20 protein-coding genes are annotated in these 22,605 nt (G+C 43.3%); 7 read left to right on the top strand and 13 right to left on the bottom strand.

The genetic code is table 11. The features are described from left to right. The first annotated feature begins 6 nt into the window (after window positions 1–6). Together KIT51_11295 and KIT51_11290 are read left to right on the top strand one after the other, a co-directional pair. Complete coding sequence (locus KIT51_11295; GenBank protein ID UYN85469.1) at window positions 7–1,335, top strand: GntP family permease; 1,329 nt, start codon at window positions 7–9, stop codon at window positions 1,333–1,335. Next, window positions 1,332–2,453: a glycerate kinase gene (locus KIT51_11290; protein UYN85468.1), complete on the top strand. Its 1,122-nt coding sequence runs from the start codon at window positions 1,332–1,334 to the stop codon at window positions 2,451–2,453. The genes KIT51_11295 and KIT51_11290 overlap by 4 nt, the downstream gene beginning before the upstream one ends. Before the next feature lie 51 nt (window positions 2,454–2,504). On the opposite strand, the gene KIT51_11285 is transcribed toward KIT51_11290, so the two are convergent. The 10 genes from KIT51_11285 to KIT51_11240 all read right to left on the bottom strand — a co-directional run bounded on the left by KIT51_11285 (window position 2,505) and on the right by KIT51_11240 (window position 9,794). Next, window positions 2,505–2,921 (bottom strand): BrxA/BrxB family bacilliredoxin, encoded by a 417-nt coding sequence (locus tag KIT51_11285; GenBank protein ID UYN85467.1) that lies wholly within the window; start codon window positions 2,919–2,921, stop codon window positions 2,505–2,507. 52 nt (window positions 2,922–2,973) lie between these two features. Further along, entirely contained in the window at window positions 2,974–3,324 is a 351-nt protein-coding gene (locus KIT51_11280) for a DUF59 domain-containing protein (protein UYN85466.1), read from the bottom strand. Further along, window positions 3,321–3,752, bottom strand: a complete 432-nt coding sequence (locus KIT51_11275; protein UYN85465.1) for a SufE family protein — start codon at window positions 3,750–3,752, stop codon at window positions 3,321–3,323. Before KIT51_11275 ends, KIT51_11280 begins: the two co-directional genes overlap by 4 nt. Continuing rightward, window positions 3,752–4,012, bottom strand: a complete 261-nt coding sequence (locus KIT51_11270) for a hypothetical protein (GenBank protein ID UYN85464.1) — start codon at window positions 4,010–4,012, stop codon at window positions 3,752–3,754. The genes KIT51_11275 and KIT51_11270 overlap by 1 nt, the downstream gene beginning before the upstream one ends. A gap of 7 nt (window positions 4,013–4,019) precedes the next feature. Then, the gene (locus tag KIT51_11265) at window positions 4,020–5,240 is read right to left on the bottom strand and encodes a cysteine desulfurase (protein UYN88569.1); all 1,221 of its coding nucleotides are present in this window, start codon (window positions 5,238–5,240) and stop codon (window positions 4,020–4,022) included. Window positions 5,241–5,268: 28 nt separating this feature from the next. Beyond that, complete coding sequence (gene sufD / locus KIT51_11260) at window positions 5,269–6,534, bottom strand: Fe-S cluster assembly protein SufD (protein ID UYN85463.1); 1,266 nt, start codon at window positions 6,532–6,534, stop codon at window positions 5,269–5,271. A 6-nt stretch (window positions 6,535–6,540) separates the two neighbouring features. After that, window positions 6,541–7,296 carry a Fe-S cluster assembly ATPase SufC gene (gene sufC / locus KIT51_11255; protein UYN88568.1) on the bottom strand — a complete coding sequence of 252 codons (756 nt, stop codon included), beginning with the start codon at window positions 7,294–7,296 and terminating at the stop codon, window positions 6,541–6,543. Between the two features lie 37 nt (window positions 7,297–7,333). Further along, window positions 7,334–7,747 carry a four helix bundle protein gene (locus tag KIT51_11250; protein ID UYN85462.1) on the bottom strand — a complete coding sequence of 138 codons (414 nt, stop codon included), beginning with the start codon at window positions 7,745–7,747 and terminating at the stop codon, window positions 7,334–7,336. 50 nt (window positions 7,748–7,797) lie between these two features. Next, window positions 7,798–9,243, bottom strand: coding sequence for a Fe-S cluster assembly protein SufB (gene sufB, locus KIT51_11245; GenBank protein ID UYN85461.1), 1,446 nt, complete (start codon window positions 9,241–9,243; stop codon window positions 7,798–7,800). 86 nt (window positions 9,244–9,329) lie between these two features. Next, the gene (locus KIT51_11240; GenBank protein UYN85460.1) at window positions 9,330–9,794 is read right to left on the bottom strand and encodes an Lrp/AsnC ligand binding domain-containing protein; all 465 of its coding nucleotides are present in this window, start codon (window positions 9,792–9,794) and stop codon (window positions 9,330–9,332) included. Between the two features lie 448 nt (window positions 9,795–10,242). Between KIT51_11240 and KIT51_11235 the strand changes: the two genes are divergently transcribed. The 3 genes from KIT51_11235 (at window position 10,243) to KIT51_11225 (ending at window position 13,632) form a co-directional block, all read left to right on the top strand. Further along, window positions 10,243–11,922, top strand: a complete 1,680-nt coding sequence (locus KIT51_11235) for an AMP-binding protein (GenBank protein ID UYN85459.1) — start codon at window positions 10,243–10,245, stop codon at window positions 11,920–11,922. Window positions 11,923–12,012: 90 nt separating this feature from the next. Continuing rightward, window positions 12,013–13,107: a PD40 domain-containing protein gene (locus KIT51_11230; protein ID UYN85458.1), complete on the top strand. Its 1,095-nt coding sequence runs from the start codon at window positions 12,013–12,015 to the stop codon at window positions 13,105–13,107. Between the two features lie 90 nt (window positions 13,108–13,197). Beyond that, window positions 13,198–13,632 (top strand): TerB family tellurite resistance protein, encoded by a 435-nt coding sequence (locus KIT51_11225; protein ID UYN85457.1) that lies wholly within the window; start codon window positions 13,198–13,200, stop codon window positions 13,630–13,632. On the opposite strand, the gene KIT51_11220 is transcribed toward KIT51_11225, so the two are convergent. Together KIT51_11220 and KIT51_11215 are read right to left on the bottom strand one after the other, a co-directional pair. Beyond that, entirely contained in the window at window positions 13,629–15,407 is a 1,779-nt protein-coding gene (locus KIT51_11220; GenBank protein ID UYN85456.1) for a chloride channel protein, read from the bottom strand. The genes KIT51_11225 and KIT51_11220 overlap by 4 nt on opposite strands. Before the next feature lie 21 nt (window positions 15,408–15,428). Beyond that, on the bottom strand, window positions 15,429–16,817 hold the full coding sequence (locus tag KIT51_11215) for a sodium-dependent transporter (protein UYN85455.1): 1,389 nt from the start codon (window positions 16,815–16,817) through the stop codon (window positions 15,429–15,431). Between the two features lie 141 nt (window positions 16,818–16,958). Between KIT51_11215 and KIT51_11210 the strand changes: the two genes are divergently transcribed. Next, the gene (locus tag KIT51_11210; protein UYN85454.1) at window positions 16,959–18,383 is read left to right on the top strand and encodes a TonB-dependent receptor; all 1,425 of its coding nucleotides are present in this window, start codon (window positions 16,959–16,961) and stop codon (window positions 18,381–18,383) included. Here the strand turns inward: KIT51_11210 and KIT51_11205 are convergent. Continuing rightward, window positions 18,380–19,774, bottom strand: coding sequence for an alanine:cation symporter family protein (locus KIT51_11205; protein ID UYN85453.1), 1,395 nt, complete (start codon window positions 19,772–19,774; stop codon window positions 18,380–18,382). The two genes, KIT51_11210 and KIT51_11205, sit on opposite strands and share 4 nt — an antisense overlap. Window positions 19,775–20,138: 364 nt before the next feature. Between KIT51_11205 and topA the strand changes: the two genes are divergently transcribed. Beyond that, window positions 20,139–22,571 carry a type I DNA topoisomerase gene (gene topA, locus KIT51_11200; protein UYN85452.1) on the top strand — a complete coding sequence of 811 codons (2,433 nt, stop codon included), beginning with the start codon at window positions 20,139–20,141 and terminating at the stop codon, window positions 22,569–22,571. Window positions 22,572–22,605: the final 34 nt, after the last annotated feature.

Raw genomic sequence — 22,605 nt, 5'->3', positions numbered from 1 at the left:
ACATTCATGAGTGAATACTATTATGTTTTACTATTGCTTCTTACCATCGGCTTCATTATTCTTTCGGGCAGCTATCTTAAATGGCATCCGTTTTTAAGCTTAGTAGTGGCTGCTATTGGTTTTGGTTTGCTTGCCGGCATTCCACTTCTTCAACTAGTTTCTGCAATGGGTTCAGGCTTTGGCACATTGCTTGGAGCCATCGGACTCATTGTTGTACTCGGCAGCATCCTGGGAACAGTACTGGAAGAATCAGGCTCCGTTCAGCGCTTAGGCAATGCTTTACAAAAACAAGCCAGAGGTAATCCTTCGCTGGGCATTTCTTTTCTGGGGATGATATTAGGCATTCCTGTTTTCTGCGATTCGGGATTTATCATACTAGTAAGTCTTGCTAAATCCATTTCTGCAGCTGCAAAAATTCCATTACCTGCCATGACCTTGAGTTTGTCAGGTGGGTTATATACAACACATACATTAGTACCGCCCACGCCCGGACCGGTAGCAGCTGCTGGTAACCTGGGTGTAAGCAGTTCCCTGGGGCTTATTATATTATTGGGTATAGTGATTTCCATTCCGGTGGTGTTTGTTGCTCACTATTACGCCAGGCGTATTGGTAAATATTTACATTTTGAAATCACCACACATCAAACAGAAGCTCGGCCGATTCAAGGTTCCCTGTATAAATCTTTGTTGCTACTGGCATTACCCGTTGTCCTTATTGCTACAGCTTCACTATTGGAACTGTTGTATAAAGGAGATAGTTTCATTTTTACTATTCTTCGATTTGCCGGCAACCCCATGATAGCTTTGTTACTTACAGTTTCATTGGCACTTATTTTCTTTCAATCACAAAAGCAATCCAGGGTGTGGATTGAAAAAGGAATTCGTCAGGCAGGGCCAATATTGGTATTGACCGGATGTGGCGGGGCATTGGGGGCGGTGTTGAAAGCCAGTCCGATAGCCGATATGATCAGCGCATGGGCAAAGGATCAAACACTTTCCGGTATGGGTTTTTTGTTCATTGGATTTTTGATCAGTTCACTGTTTAAAACGGCACAAGGCTCCAGTACAAGCGCCATTGTCATTGTGAGCGCGTTAATGGCACCACTTACCATAGAGGCAGGGTTTAGTGACCCGATAGAATTATCGTTGTTGGTGCTGGCCATTGGGGCGGGATCAATGGCCGTTTCACATGCCAATGATTCCTACTTCTGGGTGGTGTCGCAGTTCAGCGGGTTCGATCTGAGTACTGCCTATCGTGGCATTACCATAATGTCTCTTATTCAAGGGGTAACTGCATTACTTATGGTTTTACTTCTTTATCTCATCGTGGTATGAACATCCTGATTGCCCCTGATAAATTCAAAGGTACACTAACGGCCTCGCAGGTGTGCAATGCCATTGAAGCGGGATTAAACAAATCAGGAAAAGAATTTAGGATTCGAAAATTTCCGTTGGCCGATGGGGGCGATGGCACATTGGATATTTTTCTTTATCACCAACAGGGTGTACTTATTGAAGTGGAGGTTCATGATCCGCTCATGCGAAAGATAAAAGCTGTTTATGCGCTGTCGAAAGATGGTAAAACAGCCTTTATTGAAATGGCAAAGTCGAGTGGGTTGATGTTATTAAAACTGGAGGAGCACAATCCATTAAAATCCAGTTCTTACGGAACGGGAGAGTTAATCAGCCATGCGCTGAGCAAGGGTGCTGAACAAATTATAATCGGGATTGGTGGCAGCGCTACCAACGATGCTGCTTTGGGTGCAGCGGAGGCTTTGGGGTTTCAATTTTTTGATTCGGCTGGCAATCGTGTAAGCCCTGATGGGGAATCACTTGCAAAAATTGTACGCATTGACCGAAGTAATGTTCATCCACGACTGGAGCAAGTTTTGCTGACCGCCATCTGCGATGTAACCAATCCGTTTTATGGTGAACATGGTGCTGCTTTTGTTTATGCGCCTCAAAAGGGTGCTTCACCTGCTGACGTTATCAGATTGGATTATGGGTTGCGGCAAATTGCCGTGTTTTTTAATGAACAATTTGGGATTGATGTTCAAGCAATACCGGGTGCAGGTGCCGGGGGTGGTTTTGCGGGTGGGGCATATGCGCTGTTTGGCGCTGAGCTTAAACGTGGAATAGACGTGGTATTTGAACTAACCAGCTTTAATGAGGCAATTGCCTGGGCTGATGTTGTGATTACTGGTGAAGGAAAGTTTGATCAGCAATCCTTACAGGGCAAAGTAGTGGACGGGGTGGTTAGACGCGCAAAGAAGTCTGGGAAGAAAGTATACGTTGTATGCGGACAAAACGAAATAGGCGAAGCAGCGTGGAAATCGCTGGGTGTAGAACGAGTTGATTCTCTTACAGAATTTATTGGAAAAGAAAAAGCACTTTTGGAAAGCAAGAGTGGACTGGAGGAACTTGCCTTCTCAGTGATGAGCCAATATCTGTAAAAAAACAAAAGGCAACCTTGGGCTGCCTTTTTGCTTCGTATAGTGCAATAATTAACAATACTCTTCAAACACTTCCAACAAATGATTGCCGATCATTTGTGCATTGCGCCCTTCAATATGATGACGTTCAACAAAGTGAACCAACTCACCGTCTTTAAATAAGGCAATAGATGGAGAAGATGGTGGATAGGGCAGTGTGTATTCTCTTGCCTTTGCCACAGCTTCCTTATCTACACCGGCAAACACGGTAGTCAGGTGATCAGGTTTCTTGGTGGACTGTTCAATAGCCCAACGCACACCTGGCCGTGCAGCGCCTGCTGCGCAGCCACAAACGCTGTTAATTACAAGCAGGGTGGTTCCTTTATGGTCTTTTAAGTGGTTATCGACATCTGCAGCGGTTTTCAATTCAGTAAACCCTGCAGTGGTTAAATCGGCCCGCATGGGGGCTACTAATGGTTCGGGATACATATTTTAATGATTTGTTGATTTGTTTATTTAGTGATTTGTTGATTGAACATAGTTACATAAAGCCTAGTTCCAGTTTAGCAGCCTCGCTCATCATATCCTGTGAATAAGGTGGGTCGAAGGTGATTTCCACTTTTACATCGTTAATACCTTCGATACCTTTAATCTTCATTTCTACTTCTCCGGGTATTACTTCTGCCGAGGGGCAGGATGGAGAAGTAAGCGTCATTAAAACATAAACGTTGTTGATTGGATATACGTTGATTTCGTAAATTAATCCGAGCTCGTAAACATCAACCGGTATTTCCGGGTCGTATACCGTTTTGATGGCCTGAACGATTTTCTCCTTCAGGTTTGGAATATCAATTTCGTTTTTTGGTTTGCTATCGTTTGTTGTTTCAATCATGCTTCCTGTTTGGTTTTAAACGCCAGTGCATACAATTTCATCTGCTTGATCATAGCGGCAAAACCATTGGAACGTTGCGTTCCGATAAACCGTTCCATGCCAATTTTATGCATAAAATATAAATCGGCATTCAGAATATCATCCGGATGCTGACCGTTGAATATTCTGACCAACAAGCTTACCAGACCTTTTGTAATTGCCGTATTGCTGTCGGCTGCAAAATAAATTTTTTCATGCTCCAGCGCAGCCGTTAACCACACCTTCGACTGGCAGCCTTTTACAATATTGTCTTCAGTTTTATCTGCTTCATCCATGGGTGGTAATTTCTGCCCGAGTTCCATCAGATAAAACACGGTCATCTCCATGTCGCCATCCAGTAAGGCAAACTCGCTGATTATTTCATCTTGTATGGTGGTGATGGTGGCCATTATTTAAACACTGTCAGTTCAAGCTTCGAAATTCTTTTTTCATGTTCGGCAACAAGTCGAATTTCATCCGCTAGCTTAAGGATGGCTCTTGAGTTTTCTGCGGTCTGAAGTCCCTGCTTCATGATTTCAACATTCATTTGTTGAATTTCTCCCTTGACACTTATTATCTCTTCCTTCATTTCGGATACTTCTCCCACAAGCCTATCTTGTCCACGGACCATTTCGGCCAGTAACTCAATAATTTTCTCTTCGTTTTTCATGATAGCGTTATTTTGATGACATGAAGTTAATGATTCTGTCCAGCCCTTCCACCAAACTATCAATTTCCTGTTTTGTATTATATACTGCGAAGGAGGCCCGCACGGTTCCCTCAACACCAAAGTGATCCATTAACGGTTGTGTGCAATGGTGTCCGGTTCGAACGGCAATTCCGCGGGTATCCAGCATTTGTCCGATGTCGAATGGATGAATGCCATCAATAAGAAAAGAAAGCACACTTACTTTGTTTTTTGCAGTGCCAATAAGTTTTACACCCTTAAGCGCTGATACTTTTTCAGTAGCATAGGAGAGCAGTTCATGCTCATGAGCTGCTATATTCTCTTTGCCTAATTCATTAATGAATTGCAAAGCAAAATTAAAAGCCACCACATCGGCAATATTGGGTGTGCCGGCTTCAAACTTATAGGGCAAATCGCTGTACGTAGTTTTTTGATAGGTTACTTCTTTGATCATTTCACCACCGCCCTGGTAGGGAGGCATCTTTTCCAGTAGTTCCTTTTTGCCGTAAAGAATTCCAACCCCTGTTGGGCCGTACATCTTGTGGGCCGACAAGCAATAAAAATCGCAGTTCAATGCCTGTACATCAATTTCAAGATGGGCGCCTGCTTGTGCACCATCAATCAACACCACTGCACCTGTTTCATGGGCAAGATCAATGATTTCCTTAATCGGATTAATCGTACCCAAGCTGTTGGATGCATGGTTAACCGAAACAATTTTTGTTGTAGCGGATAGCAGTTTTTTAAAAGCATCTAAATCCAATTCGCCATTTTTCAAAACAGGAATAACTTTTAGTGAGGCCTGTTTTTCTTCACAGAGCATTTGCCACGGAACAATGTTGGAATGATGTTCCAGTCCGGAAATAATAATGTCATCACCTGCTTTTACAAATGCTCTTCCGTAAGTCGATGCTACCAGGTTGACAGCTTCAGTAACGCCACGTACAAATACTATATCCTGTTCGGAACTGGCATTGATAAATGCTTTTGCTGAGTGCCGGGTATCTTCGAATGCTTTGGTTGCTTTCTCGGCCAGTGTGTGAATGCCACGATGGATATTGGCGTTATAGCCTTTATAGTAATCCACTAATGCATTTATTACACTTACCGGCTTCTGACTGGTGGCGGCATTGTCGAAATACACCAGTGGTTTTCCATTTACCTGCTGGTGAAGTACCGGAAATTGCTGCCGTATTTTTGTACTATTCAAAACACCGGTGAGAGGAGCATTCATGGAATTAAAAGTTTTTATGAAGGCGTTCGCTGATCAATGAATCGAAATAGTTTCTCAAGGGTTCAGAACTGATCTTTTCTAAAACTTCCCCTGCAAACGCGTATAACATCATGGCACGAGCGGTTACTTTATCAATTCCTCGTGCTTGCAGGTAGAACATAGCCTCTTCATCTAACTGGCCGGTAGTGCAGCCGTGTGAACATTTTACATCATCGGCCCAAATTTCAAGTTGGGGTTTGGTGTTTACGGTTGCTTTATCGGAAAGTAAAATATTCCGGTTCGACTGAAAGGCATTGGTCTTTTGTGCATCGGGGCGAACATAGATTTTTCCATTGAACACGCCCTTACCATTACCATCGATTACGCCTTTGTACAATTCGTTACTGTTGGCATTTGGCTTTCTGTGATCAACAACGGTGTGATTATCCGCCAGTGTGTCCCCCTGAAGAATATACAATCCGTTCATATGCGACTCGCAGCCTTCACCATCCAGTATCAATTGCAGGTTATTGCGTATGAGCTTGCCATCCAGCGTAAGGGTGAATGTGTTTACCCGGCTGTCGCGATCTTGCCAGATGGTGGTTTGACTAAAATGAATTCGCTTTCCGCCATCTGCATGGATACTGTAAAGATGTAACTCGGCATTCGCTTCTACGAAGCCTTCGGTAACAACATTAGAAAATCCGGCATGTGTTCCAACGGTATCCTGCTTTTCAACAACGGTAAGTTTACTGCTCTTGCCCAATCGTATAATGTTTCGGGTAAAGGATTTAGCATCACCCTGCGTAGTGTCATTAATGTAATGTAGGATAACAGGCTTATGAACTTCTGTATTGGCAGAAACATCGAGTGAAATTCCACTGGTCCATGCTGCAGTATTCCAGGCCACCAAAGCATCGGATTTAAAATCTGCTAATGAAGCGAATCCTTTTTCTTTACCATCAATTGGTTTGATGTGAAGCTCCTTGTGATTATATGTTGAAAGTTCTTCTGAGAAGACTCCGTTTATAAATATCAGGGTGTTGCCTTCAAGGTCGGGGATAAGAAATTCATCAATATTTGAAATATTGGTTTCGCGACTCGTCTCACCAAATGAAAAGTTTTTCTCCAACAAACGGGTTATAGGCGTGAACTTGTATTCTTCGCTTTTATTACCGGGCAGACCGAGTTGTTCAAGTATGGCAAGCGCATCAGCCCTTAAGCCTGCCTCAGGTTTGATGGAGGCAAGAATATCAGCGAGAAGGGGAGTTGTTTCGGTTGTTGTGCTCATACCAGTCTACACTACAGCTACTTCATCTTTAATCCAGTCGTAACCTTTCGCCTCCAGTTCTAAGGCAAGATCCTTGTTTCCGGATTTTACAATTTTTCCTTTGTACAGTACATGAACAAAATCAGGAACTATGTATTCGAGCAGTCGCTGATAATGGGTTACAACAATAATTGCTTTGTTCTTATCGCGAAGTTTGTTCACGCCATTGGCCACAATACGCAAGGCGTCAATGTCAAGACCTGAATCTGTTTCATCTAAGATGGCAAGCTTTGGTTCCAGCATGGCCATTTGAAAAATTTCATTGCGTTTCTTTTCTCCACCTGAGAAACCTTCGTTTAGCGAACGGTTTAAAAGGGATTGATCAATTTCAACCAGTTTCATTTTTTCTTTCATCAAGCTCAGGAAAGAGACGGCATCCAAAGGTGCTTGTCCGCGACCTTCACGCACCTGGTTTACAGCAGTTTTCATAAAGTTGATGGTGCTCACGCCTGGAATTTCAACCGGGTATTGAAAGGCTAAGAAAACACCTTCGCGTGCGCGTTCTTCCGGTGCAAGTTCAAGTAGGTTTTTGCCCAGGTAATCAACAATCCCCTCAGTCACTTCAAACTCCTCACGACCAGCCAATACAGATGCTAACGTGCTTTTGCCTGAACCGTTAGGGCCCATAATGGCATGCACTTCACCAGCTTTCACTTCCAGGTTTAAACCATTTAGTATCTGATTATCTTCAATCTTTGCGTGTAAATTTTTTATCGACAACATATGATTATTCAAAATTCATGATTTAAAATTCAAAATTTTACCCATAGTCTTCACTCGGTTCGCTAACGTATTTAGAACCTTTCATTTCAGATTTACTCAGATAAGTCATGAAGCCCGATAGTTGTTTACCCACATCAACCGTTTTTTCTTTTAATAATTCAAATTCAGATGGATTAATATGGTTCCGATCGAGCGCGCGATAGAGTTGTGATCTTACTTCCGCAGCAGAACCTTTGGCTATGGAAAGGAATTGAATGAACTCCCTGTTTCCACCTCTGTCAAAACCTTCTGCTATATTATCCATGATTGATCCGGTCGTCTTATTAATTGGATCTTTCAAAGAGTAATCCTTTGAAAAACTCCCAATTTGAGTGAGCTCAAAGATGGCTATTGAGAGTTCACTGGCTTTTTTCCAAACTTCCAAATCTTCGAATGTATTAATCTTGGCCATCTAATTTTGAATCTTGAATCCGGAATCTTGAATCTTGAATATTGAATTAATTACCCAACACTCCCTTCCAACGTCAACGCTAAAAGCTTCTGCGCTTCTACCGCAAACTCCATAGGCAGTTGATTGAGTACTTCTTTTGCATAACCATTTACAATCAGGGCCACGGCCGATTCTTCATCAATACCGCGTTGCAAACAATAAAATATCTGATCCTCACCAATTTTTGAAGTGGTTGCTTCATGCTCAACCTTGGCGGATTTATTTTCTACATCGATATAAGGAAAGGTATGGGCGCCACATTTATCACCCATCAACAAGGAATCGCATTGCGAAAAATTCCGGGCACCTTCAGCGCGCTTCATAATATGCACCTGTCCGCGGTAACTGTTTTGTGAGTGTCCTGCGGAAATTCCTTTCGATACGATTCTTGATTTGGTGTGCTTACCGATGTGAATCATTTTGGTTCCGGTGTCGGCTTGCTGATAATTATTGGTTACAGCAACTGAATAAAATTCGCCTGAAGAATAATCTCCTTTTAAAACACAGGAAGGATACTTCCAGGTAATGGATGATCCTGTTTCCACTTGAGTCCATGATACCTTTGAATGATCGCCAAAGCAAAGTGCGCGCTTGGTTACAAAATTGTAAATGCCGCCTTTGCCTTCTTTGTCGCCCGGGTACCAGTTTTGAACCGTGGAGTATTTTACCTGCGCATCCTTCATGGCGTAAATTTCTACCACTGCAGCGTGCAATTGATTTTCATCGCGCTGGGGGGCAGTACAACCTTCGAGATAGCTGACATACGAACCTTCATCGGCAACGATTAATGTTCTTTCAAACTGACCTGTGTTAGCTGCGTTGATACGGAAGTAGGTGGAGAGTTCCATTGGGCATCGAACGCCTTTTGGAATATAGCAGAATGAACCATCGCTGAATACAGCTGAGTTCAAGGCTGCAAAGTAATTGTCGTTCATGGGCACTACTGAGCCCAGATATTTTTTGATCAATTCAGGATGTTCTTTTACAGCTTCGCTGAATGAGCAGAAAATTATTCCGAGTTCTCCCAGCTTTTCTTTAAACGTTGTTGCCACAGATACACTATCCAACACAGCATCAACGGCAATGCCTGTTAGTCTTTTTTGTTCGGTTAAGGATATGCCAAGCTTTTCGAAGGTCTTTAGTAATTCAGGGTCCACCTCATCCAGGCTGTTAACTTTAGGCTTTTGCTTGGGAGCAGCATAATAAATTACATCCTGATAGTTGATTTTGGGATAGCTTACGTTTGGCCATGTGGGCTCCTTCATGGTTAGCCAGTGACGGTAGGCCTTAAGTCGCCATTCCAGAAGCCATTCGGGCTCATTTTTCTTAGCAGAAATAAAACGGACAATATCCTCATTTAAGCCTTTGGGCGCAGACTCCATTTCGATGTTGGAAGTCCATCCATGCTCGTATTCCTTAGAGGTTAGTTCTTCAAGAACCTGATTGTCTTTGCTCATTTCAGCCTATTTAGACTAATTTTAAATATCCGCAAAGATATAACAGAAAGGCCAGTTTTTGGTTCGAAATGCCGATAAGTTTGTATTCAGGCAAGGTCCAAGTTACGGTCCAGGCTTTCCTCCAGGCTTATCATGGTCTCGGTTCGCTCAATCCCATCAACCTGCTGAATTTTGTCGTGGAGGACCTCTTTCAAATGGTTTGTATCACGGCAGTGGATTTTACAGAACATGCTGTAGTTGCCGGTTGTGTAATGAATGTTTGTAATCTCCGGAATGGATTTAAGTTTGGCCAGAACGCGGTCATATAACGCACTCTTTTCCAGGAAGATACCCAAAAATGCTGTAATGTCGTAGCCGAGTTTTGCATAGTTTACCTTGAGTGTTGTCTTTTCTACTATGCCAGCCTCTTCCAGCTTATTCATTCGAACATGCACCGTTCCGCCCGATACAAATACCTTTTTGGCTACCTCGGTATAAGGTCGTTTGGCATCCTGCATGAGTATTTCCAGGATCTTGAGGTCGGTATTGTCAACTTGATAATTCTCGGCCATTTCCAAGCTATTAAATTTTAAAAATTTTAATAAAATTATAAAATACTAAATAATTCATAAAATTTATGAATATATGTTGATGTATATTCAATAAAATTGTTGTTTTGATGCATCAATTACACTGTAGGGTGTTGAAATTGGCAGACAAGCCCTCCTGTCTCGGGGGTGGGGAGCCAAGGATAAACGCAGGATAATGCCTGCCAGGGCTTACGCTTCGGCAGGCTGGGGTTGACCACTAATGTTCTCTCTGTATGTCCTGTAGCTAACTTCCCCGTGGAGGTTCGAACCCTCCCTCTACAGCAAACTCTTCGTGGTTAATTAAGTTTGAGTAAGTCCTGGCGGTAACGTCAGGACTTTTTGTTTTTGATGCCAACGGCATTCATGTTTTAGGATTGTCCTTTATATTTGATTCAAACAAACGTTTGTAATTTTTTAAAGCTGTTTAATCATGATAGAATCGCCCTGGATTAAAAATTACCCCGCAGGAATTCCAAGTGAAATCCATATGCACGACTATGATTCACTCACGGATTTGTTTGAAAAATCTTGCAAGAAGTTCAGTGACCGTGTTGCCTTTGAAAACATGGGTAAAGCCATGACCTATGCTGAGGTGGACAGGCTTTCCTTACACTTTGCCGCGTACCTTCAAAGTCTTGGTTTACAAAAGGGCGATCGCATAGCCATTCAAATGCCAAATGTCTTGCAATTTCCGATAGCCTTTTTTGGTGCATTGCGGGCCGGGCTCATCGTTGTGAATACCAACCCCTTGTACACACCGCGCGAAATGGAGCACCAGTTTAAAGACTCGGGTGCAAAGGCAATTGTAATCGTGGCCAATTTTGCGCACAGCCTCGAAAAGATTATCGCTAACACACCTATTAAACATATTATTGTTACGCAGTTGGGAGATATGCTGGGTGGTTTGAAAGGGTGGCTGGTAAACTTTGTTGTGCGGAAAATAAAAAAAATGGTGCCGGCTTACAGCTTGCCAACGGCCGTTTCCTTTACTGAAGCACTTGACAGAGGAGCTTCCGTATCCTTTACAAAACCATCCATCACATTTGATGATACAGCCGTTTTACAATACACCGGTGGAACAACAGGGGTTGCAAAGGGTGCTCAGCTCTCGCATGGCAATATTGTTGCGCATAACTCCATGGTAACCTTTTGGTTCCAGCCGTTCCTAAAACAATCACCGGGTGTTCAAGAGGTAATTATTACGGCTATTCCCATGTACCATATTTTTGCACTTACCGTAAATGGTGTGCTTATGTTTAGCGTAGGGGCAAAGAGCATTCTGATAACAAACCCGCGGGATATACCCGGTTTTGTGAAGGAGTTGAAGAAACATAAGTTCTCTATTATCACGGGGGTTAATACGTTATTCAACGGGCTGCTCAATAACCCTGATTTTGCAAAACTTGACTTTTCCTTTCTGAAAGGAGCCGTAGGCGGTGGCATGGCCGTGCAAGATGTTGTGGCAAAAAAATGGGAACAGGTTACCGGCAAGCCCCTGGTTGAAGGGTATGGGCTAAGTGAAACATCACCTGTACTGTGTTGCAATCCACTGGATGGCACTCACCAAATGGGAACCATTGGCTTGCCCATGCCCAGTACGGAGGTTGCTATTTTTGATGATGACGGAAACCTTGTTCCACAGGGCGAAATCGGTGAGATATGCGCCCGTGGTCCCCAGGTAATGTCTGGCTATTGGCAAAAGGATAATACAGGTGTATTTTTCCCGGGAGGATGGTTCCGCACGGGCGACATTGGGTTTATGAACGAAAAGGGCTTTTTCAAAATTGTCGACCGGAAAAAGGACATGATCAAGGTTTCGGGGTTCAATGTTTACCCCAACGAAATTGAAAACGTGTTGGCAGCCCATCCGAAGATACTTGAAGTCGCGGCCATTGGTGTGGAGGATGAAAAATCGGGCGAGGCCATAAAAGTATTTATTGTTAAGCGCGATCCATCCTTAACAGAGGACGAAGTAAAAGCTTATGCACGGGAAAACCTTACTAACTATAAGGTGCCGCGCCATTATGAGTTCCGAAACGAACTTCCTAAAACCAACGTAGGCAAAATATTAAGGCGCGCACTGAAAGAGGAAACATCAGCGGCTGCCTGACAGCCTGGAACAAGCGGTATTTATCTTTCGTGATGGGGTATAATTAAATCCTCCATCCTTATACTTTTGCGGCTTCTTAACTTAACTAAAATGATCTATCGAATACTTCTTATCCTAAGCGCAGCTTGTTTTGCCTTTTCGTGTACTTCAAAAAGAGAGACTGTAGGAGAAACACACCAACCGGATAATTTAAAATATGAACAGGAAACCCACCTTAAAAACCTTCGCCAGTTAACCTTTGGGGGCGACAATGCCGAGGCATATTGGAGTTTTGACAATTCCATGCTGGTATTCCAATCTAACTATAAAACCTGGGGCGTTGGGTGCGACCAGGTTTTTTTTACTAAAGTTGGTCACGATGATTTGAAGCATAACAAACCCGTTATGCTTAGTACAGGAAAGGGCCGCACAACCTGCTCTTATTTTTTACCGGGCGATACCACTATTGTTTATGCTTCCACCCATTTGGGAGGTGATGCCTGCCCACCAGATCCTGAACGTGTTCCGGGCGGCAAGTACCTGTGGCCGATTTTTCCTTCGTTCGATATTTTTGTGGCCGATCTGAAAGGCAATATTGTAAAGCAACTGACGCGCGAAACCGGGTATGATGCCGAAGCAACGGTTTCCCCAAAAGGTGACAAAATTGTTTTCACCTCAACCCGCAATGGAGATTTGGATTTGTACACCATGAACATTGATGGATCAGATGTGAAGCAAATAACGTTCGAGTTGGGTTACGATGGTGGCGCCTTCTTTTCGCCTGATGGAAGTAAAATTGTTTTTCGTTCGTCACGTCCAAAAACTGATGAAGAGATAAAAGAGTATAAAGATTACCTTTCCAGGGGACTTGTGGCACCGACCAACATGGAAATTTTTGTCTGCAATGTTGATGGTTCTGAACTTAGGCAAATAACAAACCTGGGCAAGGCAAACTGGGCGCCATTCTATCATCCATCGGGCAAAAAAATTATTTTCTCATCGAACCATCATGGCCAGCGTGGTTTCCAGTTTAACCTGTTCATGATCAATGAAGACGGAACCGGGCTTGAGCGAATCTCGCACGATGAAGTATTTGACTCATTCCCCATGTTTTCGTACGATGGCAAATACCTTGTGTTTTCCTCAAACCGCAATAATGGTGGTACCCGCGATACCAATCTGTTTATTGCTGAATGGGTAGACTAACCTTACATAGGTGCCGGGTAATGCAAACGGGGCTTTTGACCAAAAGCCTCGTTTGTTTAATTTGCCAAGCCAATTAATGCAACCACAGCCATGAAAGGTTTTTTCGAGCACCAGTATCTATCCTACAAAAAGAACCACTTAAAAAACCTGTTAGCCCTGGCCAATGCCGATGGGAACATCCATAAAAAGGAGCTTGAACTCCTTTTTAAAATCGGGAAAAAGTACGGATTGAAAGATTGGCAAATTCAAAACCTTGTCGATTCCAAAGAAACGTTTGAGCTGAACATTCCGGATAATTTCCACGACCGGATGAACCTGCTTTATGATTTAATGCTTATGGTATATGCCGATGGCAAAGTGGAGAAGCGTGAAATTGAGTTTTGCGAAGATGTAGCCAAGCGATTTAAGATGCAAAAAGCAATTGTTACATGGCTGTTGGATAAATTCGACCGGGGCTTGCCGCCACCACCTGATTTGTGGGAAGAAATGAAAGAATATGCGCGTGAAAAGTACACGAAAGCTTAGTGCATCGATTTTTCAATAAGCAAGCTGCGGTACTTATTGAAAATATTCGATTTTGAAATAAACCCTAAGTATTTCCCATTCTCGGTAACTGGTAAATTCCACGACCCGGTCGAATCAAATTTTTTCATCACCTCATCCATCGATTCAAAAGGTTCAATTACTGCAGGCGATTTACGCATCAACTCCTTAACCAATACCTGGTCATACAATTCTGTATTGAACATAATTTCGCGAATGGAGTTGAGTTCCACCACACCCGCAAGTTTACCATCCGCTGTGATAACAGGTATTATGCTTCGTGTTGTTTTCTCAATCACCTTAATCAGGTCGCGAAGCCGGGCGGCTTCCTGAATCGTTTGAAAATTGGTTTCGATTAAATTAGATAGTGATAAATCAGAAAGAATTTTTTTGTCCCGGTCGTGAATGATTTCAGCACCTCGTTCAGCAAGTTTTCTGCTTTCAATGGATTCAGACTGAATAAATTTAGCCACGGTATAACTGATGGAGGAAACAATCATGAGGGGGATCATTAGTCCATAACCTCCAGTTACCTCGGCAATAAGAAATATGGCGGTGAGTGGGGCATGCAGTATTCCACTCATTACACCAGCCATGGCTACCAGGGTAAAATTGCTTTCCGGTAATTTGCCTAGCCCTGAAAGATTGACAGCCCGTGCGAAGAAAAACCCCAGAAAAGCTCCGGTCATTAAGGATGGGGCAAAGTTACCTCCATTTCCTCCGCTGCTTATAGTGGCACTTACGGCTACAGCCTTAATAAGCATAATCGAACCTATAAAAAACAGAATTATCCATTCATTGGTGATGAAATCTTTAAGCAGACTGGTATTTAATAATGCGGCTGTATTTTTTTCGGACAGTGCAATAACACTCGAATAGCCCTCACCAAAAAGAGGAGGGAACATCAGAATCAATACTGCAAGTATGATACCTCCCAGTAATGCCTTCGTATAAGGACTTTTCCTTTTACTAAACCACGAGTCAATCTTTAAAAAAGTTCTTGAATAATAGGTTGATATCAATCCGGCAAAAACAGCCATCAATAAATAGTAAGGAACATTATGGAAATTAAAAGGCACTTGCGTTTTGAAGGATAGCAGAATGCCATCCTGAAGAATGATGTTGGAGCATAAGGCGCCCATCGCGGCCGCAATAATCAATGGAATAAAAGCGGTGGCGCTGATGTCAAGCAACAGTACTTCAATGGCAAATAGTACGCCCGCTATAGGCGCGTTAAAAGCTGCTGCAACTCCCGCTGCAGCACCGCAGGAAAGCAACAGTGTTCGTTGCCGGTAATTCAGGTGATAAGTGCGTGCATAGTTCGAGCCAATGGCCGAACCTGTTGTAGCAATAGGTGCTTCCAGGCCAGAGGATCCTCCAAAACCAATAGTAACGGCACTGGTAATGATATGGGCAATCATGTGGAAGGGAGCCAGTAAGCTTGACTTGCGGGTTATCGAGTAAAGTACAAATACAGTCCCCTTATCAAAGGTGTCTTTGTGAAATCGTTGCACATAGAATACCGAGAGTAGTAAACCAATAAACGGAAGGAAGATGTAAATCGAAAATTGAAAAGGCAGACTGTAGTCGCTGGAAACTACTTTGTAGATAAAGTGAACAAGTGTCTTTAAAAGTACCGCAGCAAGACCTGCCGTTAAACCCACCAGCACGCTGGAAAGAATTAAAAATTGTCGTTCGCTAAGTCGCTGCTGAAGCCAGTTTAAAACAAGTGCATGTTTGCCTAACCATGAATTCATTGAGAAGGGTAAAAATGCCTGCTACTTCAATCCCAGTTTGTCAAAACCAATAAACTTGTCAATAATGATCATGAGAGAAAATATACCGAGCAATACCGGGCATATGTAGCGAATGGTAAAATTAATGTAGCGTTCATAAAATGAACCTATGTAGGTAGGATTGCCATGCGCTAATTCCTCGCTCATATTTTTTGTGCCCCACCGGGTGGCAATAAAGTAAGTCATCAAACATCCGCCCAGCGGCAAGCTGATATCGGAAAACACCTCGCTCACAAAATCCAGGGTTGATTTGCCGTTATAAAAAGGTAATGACGAAAACATTTTCACCGCACCTTGTGAAAGCATGCTGGGTAAACCCAGTAAAAAAACCAGGGTAGCCAACGTCCATACGCTGATTTTTCGCGGTATTTTCTTTTCATCTACAAAATAGGCCACCGGTACTTCAAGCAAAGAAATGGTTGATGTAAGCGCGGCAAAACAAAGCAATAGGAAAAAACCCCCGCCAATAATTTTGCCCAACACAGGCCCCATGGCCTGAAAAATTCCGGGTAACACCACAAACACCAAAGCAGGGCCCTGTTCAGGCGATTGCCCTTGCGAAAAAACCAACGGGAAGATGAGCAAGCCCGCCAGGAAGGCCACGGCAATATCCAGTAATGTAATGGTGGCGGCCGATTTTAGTATGTTTTGGTTTTTGTCAACATACGAACCATAGGTAATCAGGGCGCCCATACCGAGCGATAATGAAAAGAACGCCTGGCCCATGGCCGAGTATAAGGTCTCGATGGTTATTTCACTGAAATCGGGCAGCAGGTAAAACCGAACTCCTGCCATAGCATTGGGCAGGGTGAGGCTATATATAATGAGTGCTATAAGAATGATAAACAACGTGGGCATCATGATTTTGGAAGCCCGCTCAATGCCTTTTTGAACTCCTTTAATAACAATAAATGCAGTGATAAACATGAAGCACAGGGAAAAAATCAGGTTGTCCCAGAAATCAACCACATAACGCCCGAAAAACGCCCCGTAATTTTGTTCCTCCAGCAAATCGCTAAATGAAATTTCAAGGAAATAACCGAATGCCCACCCGGCTACAACATTATAGAAGGATAGGATCATAATTCCACAGATGATACCGTACAAACCGAGGTAACCCCATTTTTTGCCTCCTAGTTTAGAATACGAACCGAAGGCATCAAGCCCGGCCCCCCTGCCAATGGCGATCTCGCCAATCATAACCGGGTAGCATAATAAGAAGGTTAAGGCTAGGTAGATCAGCAAAAAAGCTGCACCACCGTTCTGACCGGTTTCGTAAGGGAATTTCCAGATGTTGCCTAGGCCTACGGCCGAACCTGCCGCTGCCAGTATAAATCCTATCCTGCTGGTAAAACCTCCGCGTAAATCCATGTGTTATAGATATAAGTAAGGATGGAAAAATAGGCCTTAAAGGTCAATTATCAAAAAAGCAATAAAGGATGGGGCGTTCGTTAATAGGTTGTTTAACTTTGAAATGATTTTTTTAACAGGGCTTTAATCAACAGTTGGGTTATGGATGAATTTAGGAAACTTACCACGCAAGAGAAGGCGCTCAGAATAAATTTGAGCAAAGAGGTCTACGGCTCTTTCGCTGAAATTGGAGCAGGGCAGGAGGTAGCAGCAAATTTTTTCAAGGCAGGTGGCGCTTCTGGCACCATCGCTAAAACCATGTCAGCTTATGACATGAAATTCAGTGATGCTATTTACGGGTACTGCGAACGCTACGTGTGTGAGCCCCGCCTCATGAAAATGCTTGAGCATGAATTTCCATTATTGGCCGAGCGGCTTCCGCACCGTGTAGAGACCACCCGCTTTTTTGCTTTTGCCAACACGGTTGAGATTTTGAATTTTGAACGCACCAACCAGGCGCATGGCTGGATTGGGTTGCGGTTTCAGCTGCAACCCAAGGCCGAATACAACGATTGTGTTATCCATGTGAAAATGCACGATAACGACCCATTGCAGCAGCAATACGCACTGGGTGTGGTGGGTGTTAATATGATTTATGCCTGTACGTTTTTCAGCGATCCTGAACAAATACTGATGTCGTTGTTGGATGGCCTGCATGGCCGTAGGATTGAAATTGATATGTTTCGTATTACCGGCCCCGATTTTAAACATGTGGATAACCGGTTGATGGCGTTGAAGCTGGTAAAAAACGGTTTGACAAAAGCAGCTATGTTTGGTCCCGATGGTGAAGTGATGCAGCCATCAGACGAGCTGTATAAGAAAAATGTGTTGGTTTTGCGCGGCAGGTTCCGTCCACCCACCCATGTAAACGTAGATATGCTGCTGGCCGCACGGAGAAAGTTCAAGCACGAGCCAGACGTTGAGCGGTCAAAAATTGTGGTACTGACCGAACTTACACTAAACGATTTGAGTGCTGACGGCACGATTGATGAAACCGATTTCCTGCACCGTGCCGATATTATATGCTCGCTGGGTCAACACGTTTTAATTTCAAATTACTTCGAGTATTACCGCTTGGTTGATTACCTCTCGCGCATTACCAAAGGCAAGAAAATCGGTATTATCATGGGCATAAATGCCTTGCAAAAAGTTTTTGACGAAAAAACCTATGAGAATACCCGTGGCGGAATTTTGGAATGCTTTGCATCGTTGTTTGGAACTAACGTTAAGCTTTACATCTATCCGGCACTCATACGTGATTCAGAAAAATTGTTAACACTGAATGACTTTGAGGTTGATCTTCCGGTCAACTTAAAAAATTTATTTAGGTACCTGATGGATAATAACAAGTTGGAGGACATTCAAGACGCCAACGTTAAAAACCTGCATATTATCTCCGATAATGTTTTGGCCATGATTAAAAACGGTGCCACCGGCTGGGAAAAGTATGTTCCGCACAAAGTAGCTGAAGCCATAAAGGAGCGTGGCCTTTTTGATTATCATGCCCGCCCGGTAGAAATTTCTTAACCTTCGTTCTTCTTCAAATCGGCAAAGTAGCGTCTGGCTTCTTTCATCACTTTAGGCGCTAGTGCAAACCCCGACAGCATTGTGGGGATAGCCATTAACGCATAAGCAATATCAATGATGTTCATGATATCGTGCATGGATGCGATTGCGCCCAGTACAATGGTGAGTAAATAAAAATAATTGTACCATTTGCTGGCCCTTACACCAAGTAAAAATGAAAGCGACTTACTCCCATAATAACTGTATGAGAAAACAGATGTAATGGAAAAGAAAAATGCGCACAGTAACAGAACGTACTTTCCATACCCGGGCATTGCTGCTTGAAAGGCAGCCGCAGTAAGGGATACACCTTTCGCATCTGAAGTTTGCCACACATCGGTAGCCAGTATTGCCAATGCTGTCAATGTGCAAACGATTAATGTATCGATCGCAGGGCTTAACATAGACACAAGGCCTTCACGTATAGGTTCTGTACTTTTGGAAGCCCCCAAAGCAAGGGGCGCTGTTCCAATTCCGGCTTCATTAGAAAAAGAAGCCCTTCGGATACCCATGATAATTAAGCCACCGACTATTCCTCCCAATGCCGGGCTGCCATTGTAATTTTCTGCAGCAAAGGCATCGGCTATTATCATCCATAAATAATGGGGTATCTGGTTCAGGTGCATAATTAATATCCCGAAAACAGAAAGAAAATAAATAATGATCATCATGGGCACCATCTTACCGGCCCAGTTTCCAATGCGTTGAATGCCACCCAGTATAACAACGCCTGCAATAAGCATGAGGGTGCTTCCGATAATAAATTTTGGTGTGCTGATAACAAAACCAACAAACGTAAAGGTGGATGTCCTGATTTTCTCATCGTCAATCCCAATATCTACAATGGCCTGTGTAAGTTGGTTAGCTTGAAAAATCGGTAAACAACCGATCAGGCAGCACACGCTAAATAGAATTGCTAAGGGTTGCCACTTTTTTCCAAGTGCTTCGCGGATTACGTACATAGGGCCTCCCTGTATTTCACCTGCTGAATCTTTGCCACGATACATCACGGAAAGTGTACTGGTGAAAAAGTTAGTCGACATGCCCACTAAGGCAGTAACCCACATCCAGAAGAGCGCCCCGGGACCACCCAATGTGATGGCTGCAGCAACCCCGGCAATATTCCCCATGCCAACCGTGGACGCCAACGCTGTAGAGAGTGCCTGATAGGGATTAATCTGTCCGGGATCGTTGGGATTGGCGTACTTGCCCCGCAGTATGTTAATGGCGTGCTTGAAATACTTGTATTGCACAAAGCGTGAAAAAACTAAAAAGAACAGCCCGCCAAGTATTAAAAGAAAAGCAACGGGAGTATAAATTTCGTTTGCTATTTGTGCAATAAGCTCGCTCATGAAAGATTGATTAGTGCTTGTTAACGCGCTAAAAATATAAATTCTTTCCGGATAAATAATTTTTGCCTGCTTGTGGCCACGATACGCAATTATTTGCGCTTGCAGTGCCTTCGTTAATAAATTTTAATGATGCATTTCTGGTATTTCAATTCAAGCATTTTTTGTTTTGCATTAGCATGGTTTGGAACCGGCTTGATACGACTGTTAATCAGCACTTTGTGCAACGTTTTATACTCGCTTTTCAACATCATTATCAAACTATAAAAATGGGTTGCTACACGATCAGCAAACCATCATCAATGATTTGTCAAATTTGATTTTTTAAAATTTTACAGATATTTGGGCTCTTTGATAATGTGATGACATGGGAAAAAATCTTGTAATTGTTGAGTCACCTGCTAAAGCAAAAACCATTGAAGGATACCTGGGAAAGGATTTTAAGGTGGCCTCCAGTATGGGGCATATCCGCGATTTGCCCAAGGGCTCTGGTGCAATTGATATTGAAAATGGTTTTGAACCAACATACGAAATCAGCCCCGATAAAAAAGATGTTATCAATAAACTGAAGAAGCTTGCCGAAGAAGCCGAAATGGTTTACCTCGCAAGCGATGAAGACCGTGAAGGAGAGGCTATAGCCTGGCATTTAAAAGAGTCGCTTGATTTAAACGATAAAAAAACCCGCAGGATAGTTTTTACCGAGATCACTAAAAAGGCAATACTTAATGCCATTGAAAACCCCCGCGGTATTGACGTTGACCTTGTTAATGCACAACAAGCGCGCAGGATATTGGATCGGCTTGTGGGGTATGAACTTTCGCCAATACTTTGGAAAAAAATCAAAACAGGTCTTTCGGCAGGACGCGTTCAATCGGTAGCCGTTCGCCTGGTTGTTGAACGTGAGCGTGAGATAACCGACTTCAAAGCAAAATCGGCTTTTCGTGTAACCGCTCAGTTTGATTTAGGTAAAGGCAAACAACTGCAGGCCGAACTTCCTGAACGCTTTGATACGGAAGAAGAAGCCTTGGAATTTTTGGAATCCTGTAAAGGTGCTACATTTTCCATTGCAGATTTGCAGACCAAACCCCTCAAGCGTTCACCGGCCCCGCCCTTCACTACGTCAACTTTGCAACAAGAAGCTTCGCGAAAGCTCAGTTTTTCGGTCGTACAAACAATGATGGTGGCACAGAAACTGTATGAAGCAGGTAAAATCAGTTATATGCGTACCGATTCGGTTAATCTTTCGGACGAGGCGCAACAAGGTGCCAAGCGTCAGATCGAAACGGCTTACGGAAAGGAGTTTGTTAACCTTCGCCAGTACAAAACCAAATCATCGGGTGCACAAGAAGCACACGAGGCCATTCGTCCTACCGATTTTTCCCTACTCGATCCGGGTATGGACCGGAATGCACAGCGCCTGTATGAGTTAATCTGGAAGCGCGCCATTGCTTCGCAAATGGCCGATGCTGAGTTGGAAAAAACTACGGCTACTATCGGAATATCCACTAATCCACGAACCCTTACAGCGTCTGGTGAGGTAGTTAAATTCCAGGGATTTTTGTCTGTATATATGGAGTCGGGCGATGATGAAGATGATGAGCAGAATGGTAAAGTTCTTCCGCCATTAAGCGTTGGCCAGGTGTTGAGCCTGGATGCGTTAATGGCGCGACAAACATTTTCACGCAATCCGCCCCGGTATACCGAAGCAAGCCTTGTTAAAAAGCTTGAAGAACTAGGCATCGGCAGGCCTTCAACCTATGCGCCAACAATCTCCACCGTGCAAAAGCGTGGGTACGTTGTCAAAGAAACCCGTGAAGGTGTTGAACGTGCTTATCGCGTATTAACGCTGGCTGGAGATGAAATCTCAAAACGTGATGAAATGGAGATAACCGGTGCCGAGAAAAACAAATTGTTTCCTACTAACATCGCCATGGTGGTAAACGATTTCCTGGTGGATCATTTTCCCGACATTACCGATTACTCTTTCACATCAGAAATTGAACAAGAGTTTGATGAAATTGCCACCGGTAAATTAGAGTGGCATCAGATGCTCGATAATTTCTACACACCGTTTCATAAAAAAGTAAAGAAGACCGAACAGGTTGAGCGATCGTCAGCCAGCAAAAACCGCGAACTTGGGGTTGATCCGAAAACAGGCAAGAACGTTTATGTAAAGCTGGGCAAATTTGGTGCTTATGTACAAATTGGTGAAAACCCTGATGACAACGGTGGTGAAAAACCTAAGTTTGCAAGCTTACGCCCCGGCCAGTTCATTGAAAATATTACCCTTGAAGATGCATTGGAACTGATGAAAATGCCCCGTGAATTGGGCATGTTTGAGGATAAGCCGGTGGTGGCTAATATCGGAAGGTTTGGGCCATACGTTTTGCACGATAAAAAATTTGTATCCATACCCAAAGGAGAAGATCCGTACACCATCACCCATGCGCGCGCTATTGAGTTGATTGAACAAAAACGGATTGCAGATGCCAACAAAACCATTAAACTCTTTGATGAGAACCCGGATATACAAATATTGAATGGACGCTTTGGTCCCTATATCAAAGCCGGCAAGAAGAATGTAAAAATCCCAAAAGACAAAGAACCAAAGGAACTGACTTTAGAAGAGTGTTTGGAACTTGCCGCCAATACCCCGGAAAAGAAGGGAAGATGGGGTAGGGCTGTTGTAACTAAAAAGAAAGAGGATGTTGAAGGACCTGTAGCAAAAGCTGAGAAAGCAGTAAAACCCAAGGCAAAAAAGACAGTTAAAAAAGCTGTCGCCCGAAAGAAGAAATCTTAATAAGGATTTAAGTTAAATTCCTCTGTAGAAGTAA

The sequence above is a fragment of the Cyclobacteriaceae bacterium genome, assembly GCA_025808415.1.
Taxonomy (GTDB): Bacteria; Bacteroidota; Bacteroidia; order Cytophagales; family Cyclobacteriaceae; genus UBA2336.
The sequence above is the reverse complement of the archived record's forward strand: the minus strand, read 5'-3'. Positions and strand labels throughout refer to the sequence as shown.

Bases quoted from the DNA above. Each gene is read 5' to 3' on its own strand.
- KIT51_11220 (UYN85456.1), bottom strand. From the start codon at position 15,407: ATGAATTCATGGTTAGGCAAACATGCACTTGTTTTAAACTGGCTTCAG.
- KIT51_11235 (UYN85459.1), top strand. From the start codon at position 10,243: ATGATAGAATCGCCCTGGATTAAAAATTACCCCGCAGGAATTCCAAGT.
- KIT51_11225 (UYN85457.1), top strand. From the start codon at position 13,198: ATGAAAGGTTTTTTCGAGCACCAGTATCTATCCTACAAAAAGAACCAC.
- KIT51_11285 (UYN85467.1), bottom strand. From the start codon at position 2,921: ATGTATCCCGAACCATTAGTAGCCCCCATGCGGGCCGATTTAACCACT.
- KIT51_11275 (UYN85465.1), bottom strand. From the start codon at position 3,752: ATGGCCACCATCACCACCATACAAGATGAAATAATCAGCGAGTTTGCC.
- KIT51_11250 (UYN85462.1), bottom strand. From the start codon at position 7,747: ATGGCCAAGATTAATACATTCGAAGATTTGGAAGTTTGGAAAAAAGCC.
- KIT51_11270 (UYN85464.1), bottom strand. From the start codon at position 4,012: ATGAAAAACGAAGAGAAAATTATTGAGTTACTGGCCGAAATGGTCCGT.
- KIT51_11240 (UYN85460.1), bottom strand. From the start codon at position 9,794: ATGGCCGAGAATTATCAAGTTGACAATACCGACCTCAAGATCCTGGAA.
- KIT51_11230 (UYN85458.1), top strand. From the start codon at position 12,013: ATGATCTATCGAATACTTCTTATCCTAAGCGCAGCTTGTTTTGCCTTT.
- KIT51_11210 (UYN85454.1), top strand. From the start codon at position 16,959: ATGGATGAATTTAGGAAACTTACCACGCAAGAGAAGGCGCTCAGAATA.
- topA (UYN85452.1), top strand. From the start codon at position 20,139: ATGGGAAAAAATCTTGTAATTGTTGAGTCACCTGCTAAAGCAAAAACC.
- sufB (UYN85461.1), bottom strand. From the start codon at position 9,243: ATGAGCAAAGACAATCAGGTTCTTGAAGAACTAACCTCTAAGGAATAC.
- KIT51_11215 (UYN85455.1), bottom strand. From the start codon at position 16,817: ATGGATTTACGCGGAGGTTTTACCAGCAGGATAGGATTTATACTGGCA.
- KIT51_11290 (UYN85468.1), top strand. From the start codon at position 1,332: ATGAACATCCTGATTGCCCCTGATAAATTCAAAGGTACACTAACGGCC.
- sufD (UYN85463.1), bottom strand. From the start codon at position 6,534: ATGAGCACAACAACCGAAACAACTCCCCTTCTCGCTGATATTCTTGCC.
- sufC (UYN88568.1), bottom strand. From the start codon at position 7,296: ATGTTGTCGATAAAAAATTTACACGCAAAGATTGAAGATAATCAGATA.
- KIT51_11295 (UYN85469.1), top strand. From the start codon at position 7: ATGAGTGAATACTATTATGTTTTACTATTGCTTCTTACCATCGGCTTC.
- KIT51_11205 (UYN85453.1), bottom strand. From the start codon at position 19,774: ATGAGCGAGCTTATTGCACAAATAGCAAACGAAATTTATACTCCCGTT.
- KIT51_11280 (UYN85466.1), bottom strand. From the start codon at position 3,324: ATGATTGAAACAACAAACGATAGCAAACCAAAAAACGAAATTGATATT.